This is a genomic window from Streptomyces sp. NPDC049577, assembly GCF_040675635.1.
GTDB lineage: Bacteria > Actinomycetota > Actinomycetes > Streptomycetales > Streptomycetaceae > Streptomyces.
Window position 1 is genome coordinate 1 of the sequence record NZ_JBFAPH010000040.1, and the last position, 16,973, is coordinate 16,973.

18 protein-coding genes are annotated in these 16,973 nt (G+C 72.1%); 10 read left to right on the plus strand and 8 right to left on the minus strand.

Annotated features, from left to right (window positions below):
* Positions 1 to 366: 366 nt before the first annotated feature.
* From AB0K09_RS07740 to AB0K09_RS07750, 3 genes are all read left to right on the plus strand, one after another.
* Positions 367 to 1,251: an amino acid ABC transporter permease gene (locus tag AB0K09_RS07740; protein ID WP_366064416.1), complete on the plus strand. Its 885-nt coding sequence runs from the start codon at positions 367 to 369 to the stop codon at positions 1,249 to 1,251.
* On the plus strand, positions 1,248 to 2,009 hold the full coding sequence (locus AB0K09_RS07745; RefSeq protein ID WP_366064391.1) for an amino acid ABC transporter ATP-binding protein: 762 nt from the start codon (positions 1,248 to 1,250) through the stop codon (positions 2,007 to 2,009). Before AB0K09_RS07740 ends, AB0K09_RS07745 begins: the two co-directional genes overlap by 4 nt.
* Positions 2,010 to 2,151: 142 nt before the next feature.
* Positions 2,152 to 2,802, plus strand: coding sequence for a CGNR zinc finger domain-containing protein (locus AB0K09_RS07750; RefSeq protein WP_366064392.1), 651 nt, complete (start codon positions 2,152 to 2,154; stop codon positions 2,800 to 2,802).
* On the opposite strand, the gene sodX is transcribed toward AB0K09_RS07750, so the two are convergent.
* Positions 2,685 to 3,158 carry a nickel-type superoxide dismutase maturation protease gene (gene sodX / locus AB0K09_RS07755; protein WP_366064417.1) on the minus strand — a complete coding sequence of 158 codons (474 nt, stop codon included), beginning with the start codon at positions 3,156 to 3,158 and terminating at the stop codon, positions 2,685 to 2,687. The genes AB0K09_RS07750 and sodX overlap by 118 nt on opposite strands.
* A 144-nt stretch (positions 3,159 to 3,302) precedes the next feature.
* Between sodX and sodN the strand changes: the two genes are divergently transcribed.
* Together sodN and AB0K09_RS07765 are read left to right on the plus strand one after the other, a co-directional pair.
* Positions 3,303 to 3,698: a superoxide dismutase, Ni gene (gene sodN, locus AB0K09_RS07760; RefSeq protein WP_366064393.1), complete on the plus strand. Its 396-nt coding sequence runs from the start codon at positions 3,303 to 3,305 to the stop codon at positions 3,696 to 3,698.
* A gap of 163 nt (positions 3,699 to 3,861) precedes the next feature.
* On the plus strand, positions 3,862 to 5,553 hold the full coding sequence (locus AB0K09_RS07765; RefSeq protein WP_366064394.1) for an AAA family ATPase: 1,692 nt from the start codon (positions 3,862 to 3,864) through the stop codon (positions 5,551 to 5,553).
* On the opposite strand, the gene AB0K09_RS07770 is transcribed toward AB0K09_RS07765, so the two are convergent.
* Positions 5,531 to 8,068, minus strand: a complete 2,538-nt coding sequence (locus AB0K09_RS07770) for an HAD-IC family P-type ATPase (protein ID WP_366064395.1) — start codon at positions 8,066 to 8,068, stop codon at positions 5,531 to 5,533. The genes AB0K09_RS07765 and AB0K09_RS07770 overlap by 23 nt on opposite strands.
* Entirely contained in the window at positions 8,052 to 8,432 is a 381-nt protein-coding gene (locus AB0K09_RS07775) for a metalloregulator ArsR/SmtB family transcription factor (RefSeq protein WP_366064396.1), read from the minus strand. The genes AB0K09_RS07770 and AB0K09_RS07775 overlap by 17 nt, the downstream gene beginning before the upstream one ends.
* Positions 8,433 to 8,584: 152 nt before the next feature.
* Between AB0K09_RS07775 and AB0K09_RS07780 the strand changes: the two genes are divergently transcribed.
* On the plus strand, positions 8,585 to 8,848 hold the full coding sequence (locus tag AB0K09_RS07780) for a GlsB/YeaQ/YmgE family stress response membrane protein (protein ID WP_366064397.1): 264 nt from the start codon (positions 8,585 to 8,587) through the stop codon (positions 8,846 to 8,848).
* An 18-nt stretch (positions 8,849 to 8,866) separates the two neighbouring features.
* Here AB0K09_RS07780 and AB0K09_RS07785 read toward each other — a convergent pair whose 3' ends face one another.
* The 3 genes from AB0K09_RS07785 to AB0K09_RS07795 form a co-directional block, all read right to left on the minus strand.
* On the minus strand, positions 8,867 to 9,571 hold the full coding sequence (locus AB0K09_RS07785) for an HAD family acid phosphatase (RefSeq protein ID WP_366064398.1): 705 nt from the start codon (positions 9,569 to 9,571) through the stop codon (positions 8,867 to 8,869).
* Between the two features lie 92 nt (positions 9,572 to 9,663).
* Positions 9,664 to 9,876, minus strand: a complete 213-nt coding sequence (locus tag AB0K09_RS07790) for a DUF5133 domain-containing protein (protein ID WP_366064399.1) — start codon at positions 9,874 to 9,876, stop codon at positions 9,664 to 9,666.
* A gap of 173 nt (positions 9,877 to 10,049) precedes the next feature.
* A complete protein-coding gene (locus AB0K09_RS07795) occupies positions 10,050 to 10,550 on the minus strand; it encodes a MarR family transcriptional regulator (protein WP_366064400.1) in 501 nt (166 codons plus the stop codon).
* A 104-nt stretch (positions 10,551 to 10,654) separates the two neighbouring features.
* On the opposite strand from AB0K09_RS07795, the gene AB0K09_RS07800 reads away from it, so the two are divergent.
* Both AB0K09_RS07800 and AB0K09_RS07805 read left to right on the plus strand, forming a co-directional pair.
* Positions 10,655 to 11,611, plus strand: a complete 957-nt coding sequence (locus AB0K09_RS07800; protein ID WP_366064401.1) for an EamA family transporter — start codon at positions 10,655 to 10,657, stop codon at positions 11,609 to 11,611.
* A 227-nt stretch (positions 11,612 to 11,838) separates the two neighbouring features.
* Positions 11,839 to 12,141, plus strand: coding sequence for a hypothetical protein (locus tag AB0K09_RS07805; protein ID WP_366064402.1), 303 nt, complete (start codon positions 11,839 to 11,841; stop codon positions 12,139 to 12,141).
* Between the two features lie 25 nt (positions 12,142 to 12,166).
* On the opposite strand, the gene AB0K09_RS07810 is transcribed toward AB0K09_RS07805, so the two are convergent.
* Positions 12,167 to 13,549 (minus strand): hypothetical protein, encoded by a 1,383-nt coding sequence (locus AB0K09_RS07810; RefSeq protein ID WP_366064403.1) that lies wholly within the window; start codon positions 13,547 to 13,549, stop codon positions 12,167 to 12,169.
* Between the two features lie 113 nt (positions 13,550 to 13,662).
* Complete coding sequence (locus tag AB0K09_RS07815) at positions 13,663 to 15,147, minus strand: LCP family protein (RefSeq protein WP_366064404.1); 1,485 nt, start codon at positions 15,145 to 15,147, stop codon at positions 13,663 to 13,665.
* 146 nt (positions 15,148 to 15,293) lie between these two features.
* On the opposite strand from AB0K09_RS07815, the gene tatA reads away from it, so the two are divergent.
* Both tatA and AB0K09_RS07825 read left to right on the plus strand, forming a co-directional pair.
* The gene (tatA, locus tag AB0K09_RS07820; protein WP_366064405.1) at positions 15,294 to 15,497 is read left to right on the plus strand and encodes a Sec-independent protein translocase subunit TatA; all 204 of its coding nucleotides are present in this window, start codon (positions 15,294 to 15,296) and stop codon (positions 15,495 to 15,497) included.
* A gap of 96 nt (positions 15,498 to 15,593) precedes the next feature.
* Positions 15,594 to 16,964: an alkaline phosphatase gene (locus AB0K09_RS07825; RefSeq protein ID WP_366064406.1), complete on the plus strand. Its 1,371-nt coding sequence runs from the start codon at positions 15,594 to 15,596 to the stop codon at positions 16,962 to 16,964.
* Positions 16,965 to 16,973 lie beyond the last annotated feature (9 nt).

Genomic DNA, 16,973 nt, shown 5'->3' on the forward strand with positions numbered 1-16,973 from the left:
GGTGCGGCAACGGCCGCCGAGGCCACCGAGCCGGAGAGCGCGAAGGCCGACGGCAAGGCCTCCGAGGCCGCCGACGGCGAGAAGCCCGCCTCCGAGGGCGCCGAGCCGAAGGCCGGGAAGGCCGAGGCCGCTGACGCCGCCGAAGGCGAGAAGCCCGCGGCCAAGGGCGCCGAGCCCGCCAAGGCGGACTCCGAGACCGCCACGCAGGCCGACAAGCCGGAGGCGGCGTCGGCCGACAAGGCCGACAAGGCCGAGGCCAAGGCGGCCGCCAAGGCCGCCGACGCCGCCGACGCCGACTGCGACGCCGAGGACGACCCGGACCCCAAGGGGAACCCCGCACCGGACGGTGCACGGGTTCCGGAGGCGATCAAGGCCATACCCGTGCGCCACTACGGGCGCTGGATCTCCGCCGTCGTCGTGGTCGCCCTGCTGGGACTGCTGCTCAACGCCTTCGCCACCGCGAACGTCCACTACGGCGCGATCCCGGACTACCTCTTCGACTCCACCGTCGTCACCGGCCTCGGCAAGACCGTGCTCATCTCGGTCCTGTCCATGGCGCTGGGTCTCGCGCTCGGCATCGTGCTGGCCGTGATGCGGCTGTCGAAGAACCCGGTGACCTCGTCGGTCTCCTGGCTCTACATCTGGTTCTTCCGGGGCACCCCGGTCTACGTCCAGCTGCTCCTCTGGTTCAACCTCGCGCTGATCTTCCCGTACATCAACCTCGGCCCGATCTACCGGGACGAGATGAGCGACTTCATGACGCCCTTCATGGCCGCGCTGCTCGGCCTGGGGCTCAACGAGGCCGCGTACATGTCGGAGATCGTCCGCGCCGGCATCCAGTCGGTGGACGAGGGCCAGACCGAGGCCGCGCACGCGCTCGGCATGAGCCAGGGCAAGACGCTCCGCCGGATCGTGCTGCCGCAGGCCATGCGCGTGATCGTGCCGCCGACCGGCAACGAGTTCATCAACATGCTCAAGACCTCGTCGCTCGCGGCGAGTGCGGCCCAGTACCTGGAGCTGCTGCGGTCCACCTCCGACATCGGTCAGACCACCGGCGCCACGGTCGAGATGCTCTTCCTCGCCGCCACCTGGTACCTCATCCTGACCAGCGTATTCAGCGTCGGCCAGTACTACCTCGAGCGGCACTACGCCCGCGGCTCCCTCCGCAGCCTGCCGCTCACCCCGTGGCAGAAGGTCAAGGCGAACCTGGCTACCTTCAGCCAGCGCTCCAAGGAAGGCGTCAGCGCATGAACGCGATGGTGAAGGCCGAGGGCGTCCACAAGTCCTACGGTTCCGCGCACATCCTCAAGGGGATCGACCTGGAGGTCGCCCCGCGCGAGGTGTTCTGCCTCATCGGCCCCTCCGGCTCCGGCAAGTCCACCTTCCTGCGGTGCATCAACCACCTGGAGCAGATCAACGCCGGCCGGCTGTACGTCGACGGCGAGCTGGTCGGCTACCGGCAGAAGGGCGACAAGCTCTACGAGCTCAAGGACAGCGAGGTCGCGCAGAACCGCCGGGACATCGGCATGGTGTTCCAGCGCTTCAACCTCTTCCCGCACATGACGGCCCTGGCCAACGTCATGGAGGCCCCCGTCCAGGTCAAGGGCGAGACCAAGGCCGTGGCCCGGGAGCGGGCCATGAAGCTCCTCGACCGCGTCGGCCTCGCCGACAAGGCCGGGAACTACCCCAGCCAGCTCTCCGGCGGCCAGCAGCAGCGCGTCGCCATCGCCCGGGCCCTGGCCATGGAGCCGAAGCTGATGCTCTTCGACGAGCCCACCTCGGCCCTCGACCCGGAGCTGGTGGGCGACGTCCTCGACGTCATGCGCGGTCTGGCCGAGGACGGCATGACGATGATCGTGGTCACCCACGAGATGGGCTTCGCCCGCGAGGTCGGCGACTCGGTGGTCTTCATGGACAACGGCGTCGTCGTCGAGTCCGGAGCGCCGCGCGACGTGCTGACCAACCCGCAGCACGAGCGGACGAAGGCGTTCCTTTCCAAGGTCCTGTAACGAGGGTCATGCGACGAGGCGGCGGTACGGAGACTCCTCCGTACCGCCGCCTCACTCCTTGTAATACCCTCGAATCTGCACCGTCCATTACCAATCCTTGACCGTCCGGGCAGGGGCGGGCACACCGGCAGAGGGACCACAGGTGGAACTGGCCTACTACTCGGACTACGCCGTACGGCTCGTCAACAGCGAGGAGCCGGCGCGCGGCACGGACACCCTCACGTCGGTCGAGGCCCTGCGCGAGCTGTTCGGGGCGGGCAGCCAGGGGGCCCGGCGGGCCACCGACAGCGACGTCACCCGGCTGCGCGCCGTCCGGACCAGGCTGCGCACGGTCTTCGAGGCCGCCGCCGAGGGCGACGAGGTACGGGCCGTGGACCTGCTGAACGCGTTGCTGATGGAGTTCCCGGTCAGCCCGCAGATCTCCGGCCACGAGTTCCGGGACGAGGACGGCCGTCCCAAGTGGCACATGCACATCGCCGACCACGCGGCCAACGCGGGCGCGTCCTACGCGGCGACCGCTTGCATGGGCCTGGCCGTCCACCTCACCGAGCTGGGCGTCGAGCGGCTGGGCGTCTGCCAGGCCACGCCCTGCCGGAATGTCTACCTCGACACCTCCACCAACCGCTCGCGCCGCTACTGCTCCGACCGCTGCGCGACCCGCGCCAACGTCGCGGCCTACCGGGCCCGCAAGCGCCTGGAGAGCGAGCGCTCCGAGGGCGCCGAGCGGGCCGACGACCGTACGGGCCTGAGCGCCGAGGCCACCCAGGACAGCAGCGCCGCCGCGGACCGCTGACCGCGACCGGGCGGGCGGCGCAGCCGCACCCAGGCGCGGGCCACCACGAACTCGTCCGGCACCGTCCCGAACTCCCGGCTGTCGTTCTCGACCAGCGGGTTGTCCCCCATCACCCACCAGCCGGACTCGCGCCGCTCGACGGCCCGCTTGACGATCAGCAGGTCCTGCCGGAAGGGATGCTTCATCACCACCACGTCCCCCGGCCGCACCGGGGCCCCGTACCGCACCACGAGGTGGTCCCCGGGGTTCAGGGTGGGCACCATCGAGGGGTTGTAGACCTCGGCCAGTCCGATCCGCAGCAGTCCGCGACGCTCGCGGTCCAGCTCCTGCCCGCGCTCGTCCAGTTGCTCCTGCACCACGGCACCTCCGCGTCCGTAATCCTCCACCCGGTCCAGACTGACACCGGACTTTTGACCTAAGCCCACCGGGGCACCCGGGAAAAGCCTTCCCACACCGAGTAATCTCGCACCTGAGAAGACGATCACGAGGAAGGACAGCACATGCTTTCCCGCCTGTTCGCGCCGAAGGTCAAGGTCAGCGCCCACTGCGACCTGCCCTGCGGTGTGTACGACCCGGCCCAGGCCCGCATCGAGGCCGAGTCGGTCAAGGCCGTCCAGGAGAAGTTCCAGGCCAACGAGGACCCCCACTTCCGCGCCCGCGCGACCATCATCAAGGAGCAGCGCGCGGAGCTGGCCAAGCACCACGTGTCGGTCCTGTGGAGCGACTACTTCAAGCCCCCGCACTTCGAGAAGTACCCCCAGCTGCACCAGCTGGTCAACGACACCCTCAAGGCCCTGAGCGCGGCCAAGGCCTCGACCGACCCGAAGACGGGCGAGAAGGCGCTGGAGCTCATCGCCGAGATCGACCGGATCTTCTGGGAGACCAAGAAGGCCTGACGGGGTTCAGCCCCGTCGCACTCAAGGCCCGGCCGGGCATCCGGCCGGGCCTTCGTGTGTCCGGAGGACACTCCATGAGCCCGGTCTTGATTCACTACGATCGGCTGACCGTACGCAGAGGGGGAGAGACGCCGTGCCCAAGTCGTCCGTTTCGCGACGCTCGATGAGGAAGTGCGAGCAGGCATGGCTCGAGGGGGTGACGCTCCTCCGGCACGGCAACCCGGCTGCGGCCGCCCAGGCCTTCGAGACCGCCATCGGTCACGTTCCGACGGCGGCAGATGCCTGGCTGGGCCTCCATGCCGCGGGTCACCGCCAGGAAGAGGCGCTCGCCGCCATGGTCGGGCATCAGCACTCGTTCGGTGAACTGCGCACGAAGCTCTCCATACCGCTGTCCTCCACATTCCAGATCGGGGGATATGTCACCTTCCGCCTGGAGTCGGCCCGCGATCTGTGGCTCGCGGGGGTGACGCGGCTCCTGGACGCCGACCGGCTCGACGAGGCATGGCAGCTGCTGTCCACCGCACAGCTCGACTGCGACGAGACCCGGTTCGTCTGCACCCGCTACGCCCTCCTGAAGAAGGACTGGCGGCTCGTCCTCACCTATGCGGAGGGGATCAGCGACGCCTTTCTGCGCGACGAGTCCCAGCTGTACGTCGCTTCCTCCCTCGTGGTGCAGGACGTCCACCACGAAGCCCTGGACGTGCTGGCTCCCCTGCCTCGCATCCTGGGGGATCAGGCCGGGTTCCGCGGTGAGGTCTCGTACTTGCGTGGCTGCGCGCACGAAGGCCTCGGTCACCCCGAGGAGGCGCTGAAGCATTTCCAGAATGCGTTCCGGTACAGTCCGGGACTCGCCGACGTCGCCGAGCGGGCGAAGGCATCAACGCCCGCGCCGCTCCCCGTCCCCGCGCAGGCGGGCCCTCCGGCGCGGCCGCATTCGCCGGATCCCACCAACGAGACCGCCGCGCCCTCCCCCACCGACGAGACCAGACACGCAGTGCTGGACGAAGCCATGGCCCAGCTTGACGCCATGGTGGGACTGGCACCCGTGAAACGCCAGTTGCGCACGCTGTCGGCGCAGCTGAGGATGGCCGCCGTCCGCAGGGACCAGGGCCTGTCGACGGCGCCCGCACTCCAGCACTTCGTTTTCGCCGGTCCGCCCGGCACCGGAAAGACGACCGTCGCGCGGATCGTCGGCCAGGTCTTCGCCGGCCTCGGCCTGCTGGAACGCGGGCACGTGGTGGAGGCCCAGCGCGTCGATCTGGTCGGGCAGCATCTCGGTGAGACGGCCATCAAGACCACGAAGATCATTGACGCGGCGATGGACGGGGTCCTGTTCATCGACGAGGCGTACGCCTTGGCCAACACCGGCTATGTGGGGGGTGACGCCTACGGAAAGGAAGCCCTCCAGGTGCTCCTCAAGCGCGCCGAGGACGACCGGGACCGTCTGGTGGTCATCCTCGCCGGCTATCCGGACGAGATGACCGAGCTCCTGTCCACCAACCCGGGACTCACCTCCCGGTTCACCGGACGCGTGGACTTCCCTTCCTACTCGGCCGACGAGCTCGTCCGGATCGCGCGGTCGCTCCTCCGCGAGCAGGGTGACGTCCTCGCCGCAGACGCCGCGATGGCCCTGGAGGCCTGCTTCGACCTGGCCGTCGGCGAGGGGCTTGTCGACCGGCTGGGCAACGGGCGTTTCGCGCGGGAACTGTGCAGGAAGGCCGCAGCCCTGCGCGACCTGCGCGTCTATGAGGTTCACGGCAGCTCCGGCGTGCCCTCCCCGGAGGAGACCACGACTCTGCTCATGGGCGACATCATGGACGCCTATCAAGAACTCAAGGCGAGCGCCGCGCCATGACGTCGGGGCTTCTCCGCCGCAGCCCCGCCAGCCCCAGCCCGTACAGGACCAGCACCAGTCCCAGCGCCCCGTAGTACGGGGCCGGGAGGGGGGTCATCGCCAGCATCGCGCCCAGTGGGGACAGCGGGAGCAGGAGTGCCGTCAGGGACAGGGTCGCGGCTGCCCAGCGGAGCGGGGGTGGGAGGTGATGGCCCGCCGCGCGGAGCAGGAGCATCGCGAGCGCCTGCGTCAGCAGGTTCTCCGTGAACCATCCGGAGTGGAAGGCGGGCTGACTGGCCGTCAGGGCGAGGAGGGTCACGGTCGCCAGGTCGGCGGTCACGTTGAGCAGGCCGAAGCCGGCCACGACGCGGAGCAGGGCCCGGGGGCGCAGGACCGCCGGGCGGAGGTGGGTCGTGGGGGCCGGGCGGTCGAAGGCGAGGGCGAGCTGGGCCGCGTCGAAGCAGAGGTTCTGGACGAGGACCTGGGCCGGCAGCATCGGCAGGAACGGCAGCAGCAGGCCGGCCACCAGCATCGCCACGACGTTGCCGACGTTGGACGACAGGGTGATGCGCAGATAGGCGGCGATGTTCGCGGTGCTGCGGCGGCCGGTGACGATGGCCCGGTCGAGGGCCGTGAGGTCCTTCGGGGCGAGCACCACGTCCGCCGCCTCGCGGGCCACGTCCACGCCGTCGCGCGGGCAGATCCCGACGTCGGCCGCGTGCAGGGCGGCCAGGTCGTTGACGCCGTCGCCGAGGAAGCCGGTCGTGCGGCCGCCGGTCCGCAGGGCGCGGACGATGCGGGCCTTGTGCTCCGGCGCGCACCGCGCGAAGACGGTCGTGCCCGCGGCGACGCGGGCCAGCTCCGCCTCGTCCAGCGCCTCGATCGCCTCGGCGGTGAGGGGGACGCCGGGGTCCAGGCCCAGTTCGCGGCAGACCCGGGCGGCGGTGCCGGGGTGGTCGCCGGTGAGGACCTTGACGGTGACGCCGTGGGCGGTGAGCGCGGCGAGGGCCTCGCGGGCGGTCGGGGCGAGGGCGTCGCGCAGGGCGAGGAAGCCGGTGAAAGACAGGTCGCGCTCGTCCGCCTCGGTGTACGGGCGGTCGCGCGCGGGCCGCTCGGCGCGGGCGACGGCCAGGACCCGCAGCCCGTCGGCGGCGAGCGCGGCGGCGCGGCGCGTCAGCCGCTCGCGGGCGTCGTCGTCGAGGGCGCAGCGCGCCAGGACCTCCTCGGGCGCGCCCTTGACGACGAGCAGGTGTGTCCCGGCGAGGGCGAAGCGGGGGTCGCCGGTGCGGCGCACGACGGCGGTGGACAGCGGGCGGCCGGGGCCGCAGGGGAGGGCGTCGACGCCCTCGTGAGCGAGACCGGCGTCGCCGGGGGCCGCGTCGAGGACCGCCTCGTCCAGTGCGTCCGGTACCGGCGGTTCGGCGAGGTGGAGCGTCCACAGGGCGTTGACGGCGGCCCAGTGCAGCACGTCCGGGTCGTCGCGGCCGTCCGCGTCCATGGACAGGTCGAGGACGGGCCGGTCCTGGGTGAGGGTGCCGGTCTTGTCGACGCAGAGCACGTCGACGGCGCCGAGGTCGTGCAGGGCGGGCAGCCGTCTGACGATCACCTCGCCGTCCCGGGCGAGCAGGGCCGCGCCCCGGGCGAGCGCGGTCGTCACGATGACGGGCAGCATCTCGGGCGTGAGCCCCACCGCGACGGCGACGGCGAACGGCAGCGTCGCGAGGCCCCGCCCGCGCACCAGCGCGTCGGCGAACAGCATCAGGGGCGCGACGGCCAGCATCAGGCGGACGAGCAGCCAGGCGATGCCGTTCACGGATTGCTCGAACGGCCCGGCCGGCCGTCGCTCGCCGGGCCGGCCCGGTCTCCCGCCGAGCGCTCCGGACAGCACGGTGTCGCCGCCGGTGGCGACGACGACGCCGGTCCCGGTGCCGGAGACGACGCTGCTGCCCTGGAGGCAGAGCGCGTCGGTGCCGTCGGCCCGTTTGGTCACCGGGGCCGACTCGCCGGTCAGCGCGGACTCGTGGACCGTCAGCCCCCTCGCGCGCAGCAGCCGCAGGTCCGCCGGGACGAGGTCGCCGGGCCCGAGCAGGACGACGTCGCCGGGGACGAGTTCCCCGACCGGGATCTCGCGGGCGAGCGGCGCGGCCGCCGGGTCGGGGCGGCGGCGGACGGTCGCGGTCGTGGCGACCAGCTCGCGGAGGGCGGCGGCCGAGCGGTCGGCGCGGTGCTCGCCCGTGGCGCGCAGGACGCAGCTGACCGTGACGAGGACGGTGATGACGCAGGCCGTGCCCCAGGCGGCGAGCAGGGCGGAGACCAGGCCGAGGGCGATCAGGACGGCGGTGAAGGGGTCGCGCAGGCTGCGGGCGAAGCGGCGCGGCCAGGAGGCGGGGCGGCGGCCGGGGAAGACGTTCGGGCCGTGGTGGGCGAGCCGTTCCTCCGCGTCGCCGTCCACGAGGCCGCGCGGGCCCGTCCGAAGGCCCCGCAGGACCTCCAGCGCGGTACCGCCCGCTGTGGCGGCCTCAGGCGCCCAGGCCACGGAGGCGTCCGGCGCCCGCCCCGGCGGAGCGGCGCTCGGCGAGCTGGCCGACCATCAGCCGGACGATGGTCACCACGTGCGGGTCGTCGACCAGGTAGACCACCCGGCGCCCTTCGCGCCGGGACCGCACCAGTCCGGCGAGCTTCAGCTTGGCCAGGTGCTGGCTGATCGCGGGCAGCGCGCCGCCCACCCGCTCCGCCAGCCCGCTGACGTCGCTCTCGCCCTGGGCCAGGGCCCACACCAGGTGCAGCCGGGCGGACGACGCGAGCAGCCCGAACGCGGCGGCGGCCTCGGCCAGCACCTCCGCCGACGGGTCGTCGAAGGGCCCTTCGAATCCCTCGAAGCTCCCGACGCCTGCCGTCACTGTCGCTCTCCCGTCCCCGACCGGTTTCCGGCGGGTGCGCCCGCACCCGCGAACGCCCCAGTCTAGGCGCGCCCGACGACGGCAGCGGCACGACATGACCCGGTCATGACTGGGCAGATGTAACGGCAGGAAACAGCGGCAAAGGGGGGATCATGGCAATCTCTGGAATTATCAGCGCGATTGTGATCGGCGCGATCATCGGTGTGCTGGGCCGGCTGCTCGTGCCGGGCCGCCAGCACATCGGGGTGGTGTGGACGATCGCGATCGGCATCGTCGCGGCCTTCATCGGCACGCTCATCGCCCACGCGCTGCATGTCGACCACACCAAGGGCGTCGACTGGATCGAATGGCTGATCCAGATCGGTCTGGCGGCGCTGGGGGTCGCCGCCCTCGACCGGGCCAAGGCGCGGGGCTGAGCCCGCGCCCCGCACGCGTCAGGAGAGCTTGCCGTCGTAGTCGGGCAGCTTGAACGTCCGCTCGGCGTGCCCGCCCACCAGGTCGGTGGTGTTGTTCCCGATGTTGGCGACGATCGTGTAGCCGTCGGCCTCGATCTCGGCCCGCTTGGCGGTCTTGTACGTGCTCACGTCCTGGAAGAGGTCCGGGAGGTGGCGTACGTACAGACCGCTGACCGGGTAGCCGGCGTGCCGCAGGTTGTAGGTGGTGGCCGGGTCGAGGATGCCGGGACGGGCGGTGACGAAGAAGACGGCCGCGCCGCGCTCGTGCGCGTACTGGGCCAGCTTGAGCACGGGCTGGACGGCCGGGGAGGGGTACGTCCAGTGGAAGTCCGTCTCCAGCGAGGTGTTGTCGATGTCCAGGACGATGGCCTGCTTGCGGCCGTGGGCGTCGGCGGTGCGCTCGGTGACGTACGGGACGGCCTGGTCGACGACCTTCTGCACGTCGCGCTGCCAGGTGGCGTAGTCGACGCCCCTGAGCTCGGCGGGCGAGGCGAGGGAGGCGGAAGAGGCGGCCGGGGCCGCAGCAGTCGCGGCGGGCGCGGCCGGGGCGGCGGCGGTCGCGGTGCCGGCGGTGGCTCCCAGGCAGAGCGCGGTCACGGCGGCGGCGACGGCGGCCCGCCGGGCCGCGGAGGCGACCGGGGCGGCGGGAGAGGCGTTCGGGGCCGGCGAGGCGGAAGCGGTCATGTGTGGCATGCTCACGCCGCTGGATGGCCGGCAGCCGACGCTCGCCTTACCGGCGGGTAACGCCCGCCGGTCGGTACGGACTCCGGCGCCGCTCAGGCCGCCGCACCGAGCGCCTCGGCGCGACGGAGGAGCTCCTCGGCGGCGGCGAGCGCGTCCTCCACGCGACGGGTGCCGGTCGAGACGCACAGCGTGTACGCGGTGTCCTCGATCTGACGCCGCACCGTGGCGTCCGCCTGGTCGGCCGCGCCCAGGGCCGCGTACCGCTCGACGAGGTTGCGCAGGACGGCGGGGTGGGCCATCAGCATGGAACTGCTCCTCTGCTCCGGTCGATGCTCCGATCGACACGCTCGTACGATCTCGTAGCTGTCCGCTGCGGACATCCGATCACGAGCGCGCGGACCGGCCGCACCAAGTCGGCGCGGGGGCAGAGGAGTTCGTCACCTGAACCTCATCCGCCACACTGCTCTGTCACGTTCCGTCACTTCAGCGGCTTGTCCCCGAAGGACTCCAGCAGCGTGCGCAGCGCGTCCGCGAGCCGGTCGCAGTCGGCGCGGCCGAGCGCCGAGAGCATGCGGGCCTCGTTGGCCGCGTGCAGCCCCATGAGCTCGTCGACCAGTTCGCGACCCGCGCCGGTGAGCCGGATCCGCACCGTGCGGCGGTCCTCGGCGGTCCGGGCCCGCTCGACCAGACCCTTGGCCTCCAGGCGGTCGATGCGGTTGGTGATCGCACCCGAGGTGACCATGGCGGCGCTGGTGATGGCGCCGGCCGTCAGCTCGTAGGGGGCCCCGCTGCGGCGGAGGGTGGTGAGGACGTCGAACTCCCATGTCTCCAGCCCGTGCCGGGCGAAGAACTCCTTGAGGTCCTTGTCGAGCAGCCGGGCCAGCCGCTGGACGCGGGCGACCACGCCGGTCGGCCAGACGTCCAGTTCGGGGCGCTCGCGGCGCCACTGTTCGATCACCGAGTCCACCGCGTCGGCCATGAGGATCCCTCTCCGTAGAAAATCTCAACGTTCAGATACTTGACGTTCGCTGAAGTTGTGTGATGTTATTTCAACGTTGAGATTATCAATCAGGGGAGAACGAGATGGGTACCACAGCGACAGTCCCTGTCACCTCGGCCGCCACTCCGGCCGCACCGGTGCAGGCGCCCGGCACGCCCGCCGGCCCGGGACGGCACGCCGCGGGACCCGCCTCGGCGCTCCGCGACTCGCTCCTGACGGCGCTGGCCCCCGCCAGCTGGGGCACGGTCTACGCGGTCACCGCGACGCTCCTCCCGGACAACCGCCCGCTGCTCGCCGCCACCCTGCGTGCCTTACCGGCCGGCCTGATCCTCCTGGCCTTCACCCGCAAGCTGCCGCGCGGCTCCTGGTGGTGGAAGACGATCGTCCTCTCGGTGCTGAACTTCGGCGCCTTCCTCCCCCTGATCTTCTTCGCCGCCTACCGCCTCCCCGGCGGCGTCGCCGCCACCGTCGGCTCACTCCAGCCCCTGCTCGCCGCGCTCTTCGCCCTCCTCGTCCTGCGGATGCGCACGCCCCGGCCGGTCCTGCTCTCCGCGCTCGTCGGCGCGGGCGGAGTGGCCCTGATGACGCTCAGCTCGAAGGCCCGCCTCGACGGCCTCGGAGTGGCCGCGGCCCTGGCCGCCACCGGGCTGATGGCCCTCGCCATCGTCCTCACCAAGAAGTGGGGCAGCCCCGAGCGCCCCCTGGTCATGACCAGCTGGCAGCTGACCATCGGCGGTCTGATCCTCGCCCCCTTCACCCTCGGCTTCGAGGGCCTGCCCAGCCATCTGACCGGCACCAACGTCCTCGGCTACGCCTACATCGGCATCGTCGCCACCGCCCTCTCCTACCCCCTCTACTTCCGCGGCATCGGCCGCCTCGCCCCGACCTCGGTCTCCCTCCTCGGCCTGGTCAACCCGCTCGTCGCGACGCTCGTCGGCTTCCTCGCCCTCAACCAGACCCTGACCCTGTGGCAGGTGGCGGGACTCGCCATCGCCCTCATCGCCCTGGTCGCAGGCCAGGCCCTGAACCGCAGGAGCTGACCCCCGCGGCTTCTGCGAGAACGGCCCACCGGCACACGGCAGCCGGTGGGCCGTTCGGCTTGTACGGGGACGGGCAGGGCGCAGAGGACGCCCCGTTCGGGTGAACCCGGTCGGGCGCGGGTCTGCCCTGCCGGGCGCCGGGCAGCCTGGCGTGAGGAGACGGCCGGTTCCACCGGGCCGGCCGAGGGGGGAGAAACGTCATGTGTCTGATCGGGAACATCACAAGAGTGGCCCTCGCGACGGGAGGCGCCCTGCTGCTGACCCTCGGGACGGCCACCGGCTCACAGGCGGCCACGGGCACGCTGACCTACGTCCGGGCGGACACCGGAAGCACCGCGACCATCGACAACCCGTCCGACCAGTTCTGTTACTTCATGAGCAACGCGCTGAGCGCGCACAACGGCACGAACTCCACGGCCACCTTCTACGCGGACTCGTTCTGCGACCCGGGCCAGTTCCTGGGCGCGGCCCAGCCGGGCGAGGGCATCACCTTCGGATCGGCGCGCACGATGAGCGTCCGGTTCGGCTAGCCGGCGGGCCTTCGGCGGCCGGCGATCACCAATCGCCGCCTCCGAACCCGCCGCTGTCCCCGCCGCCGCCCCAGCCGCCGCCGTCGCCCCAGCCGCCGCCGAAGTCGTCGGGGTTGTAGTCGGAGCCGGTGTAGTCGCCGCCGTCCGGGCCGGTGTCCGTGGCGTCGTAGGCGGGGGCGGCGTAGGCCGGGCCGCTGAGGAGGCCGCCCAGCATGGTGCCCACGAGGAGGCCCGGGAGGAGGCCGCCGCCGAAGTAGCCGCCGGCCCAGGGGGCGTAGGCGGGGCCCGCGTTCCAGTAGGGCTGGGGGCCCTCGGGGGTGTGGACCGTGCGGGTCATCGGCTCCTGGCCGTCGGCCAGGCGGGCCGTGTCCGCCGCGCAGGCGGGCACGGTGCGGGGGGCGCCGCCGGGCGGCGCCCACTGGACGTCCTGGACGGACGGGCCGTGGCGCGGGTCGAAGAAGCAGGGCAGGCGGCGCTCCGGCAGCGGCGCGCCGGTGCGCCGGGCGGCGAGCGTGGCGAGGGCGAAGCGGCCGTTGTCGAGGGACTCGGTCACGCCCTGGACCTCCTGCGGCCGCAGGGCGGCGGCAATCCTCGACTTGGCCTCCTCGTAGGCGTCGAGGGCCCGCTCGTAGTCGCGCCGCATCTCGTCCGTGGCGCCCGGTTCGGACGGGGAGAAGTCGAGACGGTCGAGCTCCTCGCCGAAGGCGGTGATGTCCTCGTCGACGACGACCTTCAGCGCGTCGAGCTCGGCCCGCTCGCGCTCCTCGCGCTTGCGCTTGTTGCGCCGGTAGAGGGCGTACGCGCCGGCCCCGCCGGCCACGACGACCGCGCCGCCGGTGATCAGCCCGGCGCTCCCGACGCCGCCGCCACCGCCACCGGGCCAGGTGTCGGGGGCGTGACCCCGGGCCTGCCGGTCGGCCTGGTCGACGAAGTTGTTCAGCACGGTCCTGGTGTCGCCGCCGCTGCGCCGGACGGAGCCGACGAGGTTGGAGACGGCGTTGTGCGACATCACCTTCGCGTCGGCCTTGGCGCTGAAGGCGTCGCCCAGGTGCACGGCGTAGACACCGGCGAAGCCGACCTTGGTGCGGAGGTCCTGGATGACCGTGGCCTTGGGGTATTCGGGGGCGTTCGGCAGGACGGCCACGAAGACCGGCTTGCCGGCGTCCATGATCTTCTTGGCGAGGGCGTCGGCGTCGGCGGAGGACAGCTGGTCGGAGGCGCGGGGATCGACGTAGACCGGGCTCTTCGTCAGGGCGGCGGCGACGGCGTCCAGCCCGGTGCCCGTCGTGGTACCCGTCGGGGTGCCGGCGTGTGCGGCCGGTACGGAGACGAGCGCACCCGCCACGGCGATCAGGGCCGCGACCAGGGCGATCAGCGGCCGGGACAGGGCCCGGGGGGTGGCGGCCATGGTGGAGCTCCTCGGGGAGGTACGGCTCAGCGGACTCACGGTACGTACTCTGCGCCTACCGCAATAAACGGACCAATCAGGCACCCGGTTCCCTCTCTCTTTCGGTCGCGCATTCAGCCGTACGAGAGGTCCGCGCACGGGTCGTCGTCGGCCGACCGGGCGTGGCCGCCGCCCGCCGAGGCCGCGGCGGGTGCGGCCTCCGGCGTCGGTGCCGGTGCCGAGGGGGCCTTCGCGTAATCGTGCCCCAGGACGACGGTGATCCCGCTCGCCGCCGCGCCCCGTACGTACGCGCCGGGGAAGAGCCGGGCCAGGTCGCGGGCGTGCCCCGCCTCGCCGGGGCCGAACTCGATCACGGTGGTGCCGGCGTCGCGCTCGGCGGCGTTGGCCGTGCCGGTGACGGTGTAGCCGTGCTCGCGCAGCGCGGCGGCGGCACGGGCGGCGAGCCCGGTGACGCGGGTGCCGTTGGTGACGGAGACGCTCACGCCGCTGCCCGGTACCGGGGCGGCGGCGGAAGACGGAGCATCCTTGCCGGCCGCGTCCTTGCCGGCCGCGTCCTTGCCGGCCGCGTCCTTGCCGTCGATCGTCCGGTCCGCCCGGAGCGCGGCCCAGAGCTCGTCGGCGTCCGGCTGGACGACGGCGACGCGGTTGCCGTCGTAGCGCCACGGCAGGGTGAGGAACTTGATGTCGTGCAGGTCGATGTTCTTCAGCGACATCGCGAAGGAGATCATCTTGTCGGCCGAGCCGAGCCCGGGGTCGACGGTCAGCGACTTGGTGGCCGCGTCCGCGAGCGGCAGCAGCGTGCCCGGGTCGAAGCCCTGCGACCGCACCTTCTTGATCATCGAGGAGACGAAGGCCTGCTGCCGCTGGATGCGCCCGATGTCGGAGCCGTCGCCGATGCCGTGCCGCACGCGGACGTAGTCCAGGGCCTTCTGCCCGGAGACGGTCTGCCGGCCCCGGGGGAAGAGCAGCCGTCCGCGCTCATGCAGGTTCGGGTTGAGGTCGCCCTGGTAGACGTCCTGCGGTACGCACACGTCGACGCCGCCCAGGGCGGAGGTCATCGCGGAGAAGCCGGTGAAGTCGACGACGACGGTGTGGTCGACGCGCAGTCCGGTGAGCCGCTCGACGGTGTTCTGGGTGCACGCCGGATTGCCCTTGGGGGAATCGCCCACGGAGAAGGCGGAGTTGAACATCACGTGCGACTGCTCGGCGGTCCAGCCGCCGTCCGGCAGTTTGCAGGGCGGGATGTCCACCAGCGTGTCCCGGGGTATGGAGACGGCGACGGCGTGCTTGCCGTCCCCGTGGACGTGCAGCAGGAAGGCGGTGTCCGAGCGGCCCACGTCGCCCTCGCCGCCGCCCAGCGCGCTGTTGCCGCCGGCCCGCGAGTCCGAGCCGATGACCAGGACGTTCCTGCCCGCGGCACCGGCCGGCGGGCGGTCCTTGGACAGGCCGCCCGCGTCGAAGGTGGAGATGTTCCCGTTCAGCCTGAGGTACAGCCACCCCGCGCCGGCGACCAGCAGCACCAGGAAGGCCAGCGTGACCACGGTGACGGTCCGCGGCCGGTGCTCGCCCTGCTTGCCTCGCCTGCCCGTTCCGGCCATGTACGCGCCCTCATCACTCCCCCGACTTCGTGCCTCGTCGCCGGATTAGACGTGCGACCGGCCCATTTGGTTGTCCAGTTGCGCAATCTGGCAAGTATGGTGGGCGCAAGAACCCGGACACGAGAAGAAGAGAAAGGCGGGCGGCCGTGCTGCGCAACGCCCTGGAACCCTGGCACCTGCTGGTGGTCGTGCTCGTCGTGGTCGTCCTGTTCGGCTCGAAGAAGCTGCCGGACACCGCCCGCGCGCTCGGCAAGTCGATGCGCATCCTCAAGAGCGAGGCCAAGGCGATGAAGGACGGGAACGAGACCGCGGTGGTCACGCCGGAGGGCGGCCCCGTCGATTCCCGGTGATCAGCGGGAAACCTGGACTTCCCCTGCCATACACCCGCCCCTGGTGAGCTTCCCCCGGCCAGGCACTCCGCCGGGCCCGACCAGGAGGTATTCACCATGGGTTCTCGTCCGTACCGGCGCCGTCTCGCCTGGGGCGCCGCCGCACTGCTGACCGCCGGCATCGCGGTGCCGGCCGCCGCCGCGGCCCAGGGCGGTCAGCCGGACGCCGCCGACCTCGCCGCGGGCCACGGCCCGAAGAAGGCCAAGAACGTCATCCTGCTCATCGGTGACGGCATGGGCGACTCGGAGATCACCCTGGCCCGCGACTACACCGTGGGCGCCGCCGGTCGGCTGAACATGGACAAGTTCCCGCTCACCGGCGCGTACACCACGTACTCGGTCGACAAGGACGGCAAGCCGGACTACGTCACCGACTCGGCGGCCAGCGGCACCGGCTGGGCGACCGGGCACAAGACCGTCAACGGCCGGATATCCAAGACGCCGGGCACCGACAAGCCGATGACGACGATCCTGGAGCTGGCCCAGCGCAACGGCCTGGCCACCGGCAGCGTCACCACCGCCGAGCTCACCGACGCCACCCCGGCCGTGCTCGCCTCGCACGCCACCGACCGCAGCTGCCAGGGCCCGGCCGACATGAAGGCCTGCCCGAACGACACCGTGGCCAAGGGCGGCCCGGGCTCCATCGCCGAGCAGAGCGTCAACCACAAGGTCGACGTGCTGCTGGGCGGCGGCAAGGGCCGCTTCGACCAGACGATCACCGAGGGCCGCTTCAAGGGCATGACCGTCACCCAGCAGGCGGAGAAGCTCGGCTACCAGGTGGTGACCGACGCCAAGGGCCTGGCGTCGGCCCGCTCCGGCAAGCCGGTCCTCGGCCTGTTCGCGCCGGGCAACGTCCCCGTCGAGTGGACCGGCAGGGCCGCGGCCGTCGGCGGCACCGAGCCGCAGCGCTGCGTGACCTCCAACCCCGAGCGCAAGGCGGGCACGCCCAGCCTGGAGGAGCAGACCCGCAAGGCCATCCAGCTGCTGGAGGAGAAGCAGAAGGGCGGCAAGAGCAAGAAGGGCTTCTTCCTCCAGGTCGAGGGCGCCTCGATCGACAAGCGTGATCACGCCGCCGACCCGTGCGGCCAGATCGGCGAGACCGCGGCCCTGGACCGCGCGGTGAAGGTCGCCCGCGCGTACGCGGCCCAGCACCCCGACACGCTGGTCGTCACCACCGCGGACCACGGCCACACCAGCCAGATCGTGCCGCTGGAGGCCACCCCGCCCGGCCTGTCCTCGACCCTGGTCACCAACGAGGGCCGGCCGCTGAAGGTCAACTACTCCACCAACACCCCGGGCCAGTCCCAGGAGCACACCGGCACCGAGGTCCGCATCGCGGCCCAGGGCCCGCTGGCCGAGCGCGTCCTCGGCGTGACGGACCAGACCGAGCTCTTCACCACCATCCGCACCGCGCTCACCCTGCGCTGACCGGGACGC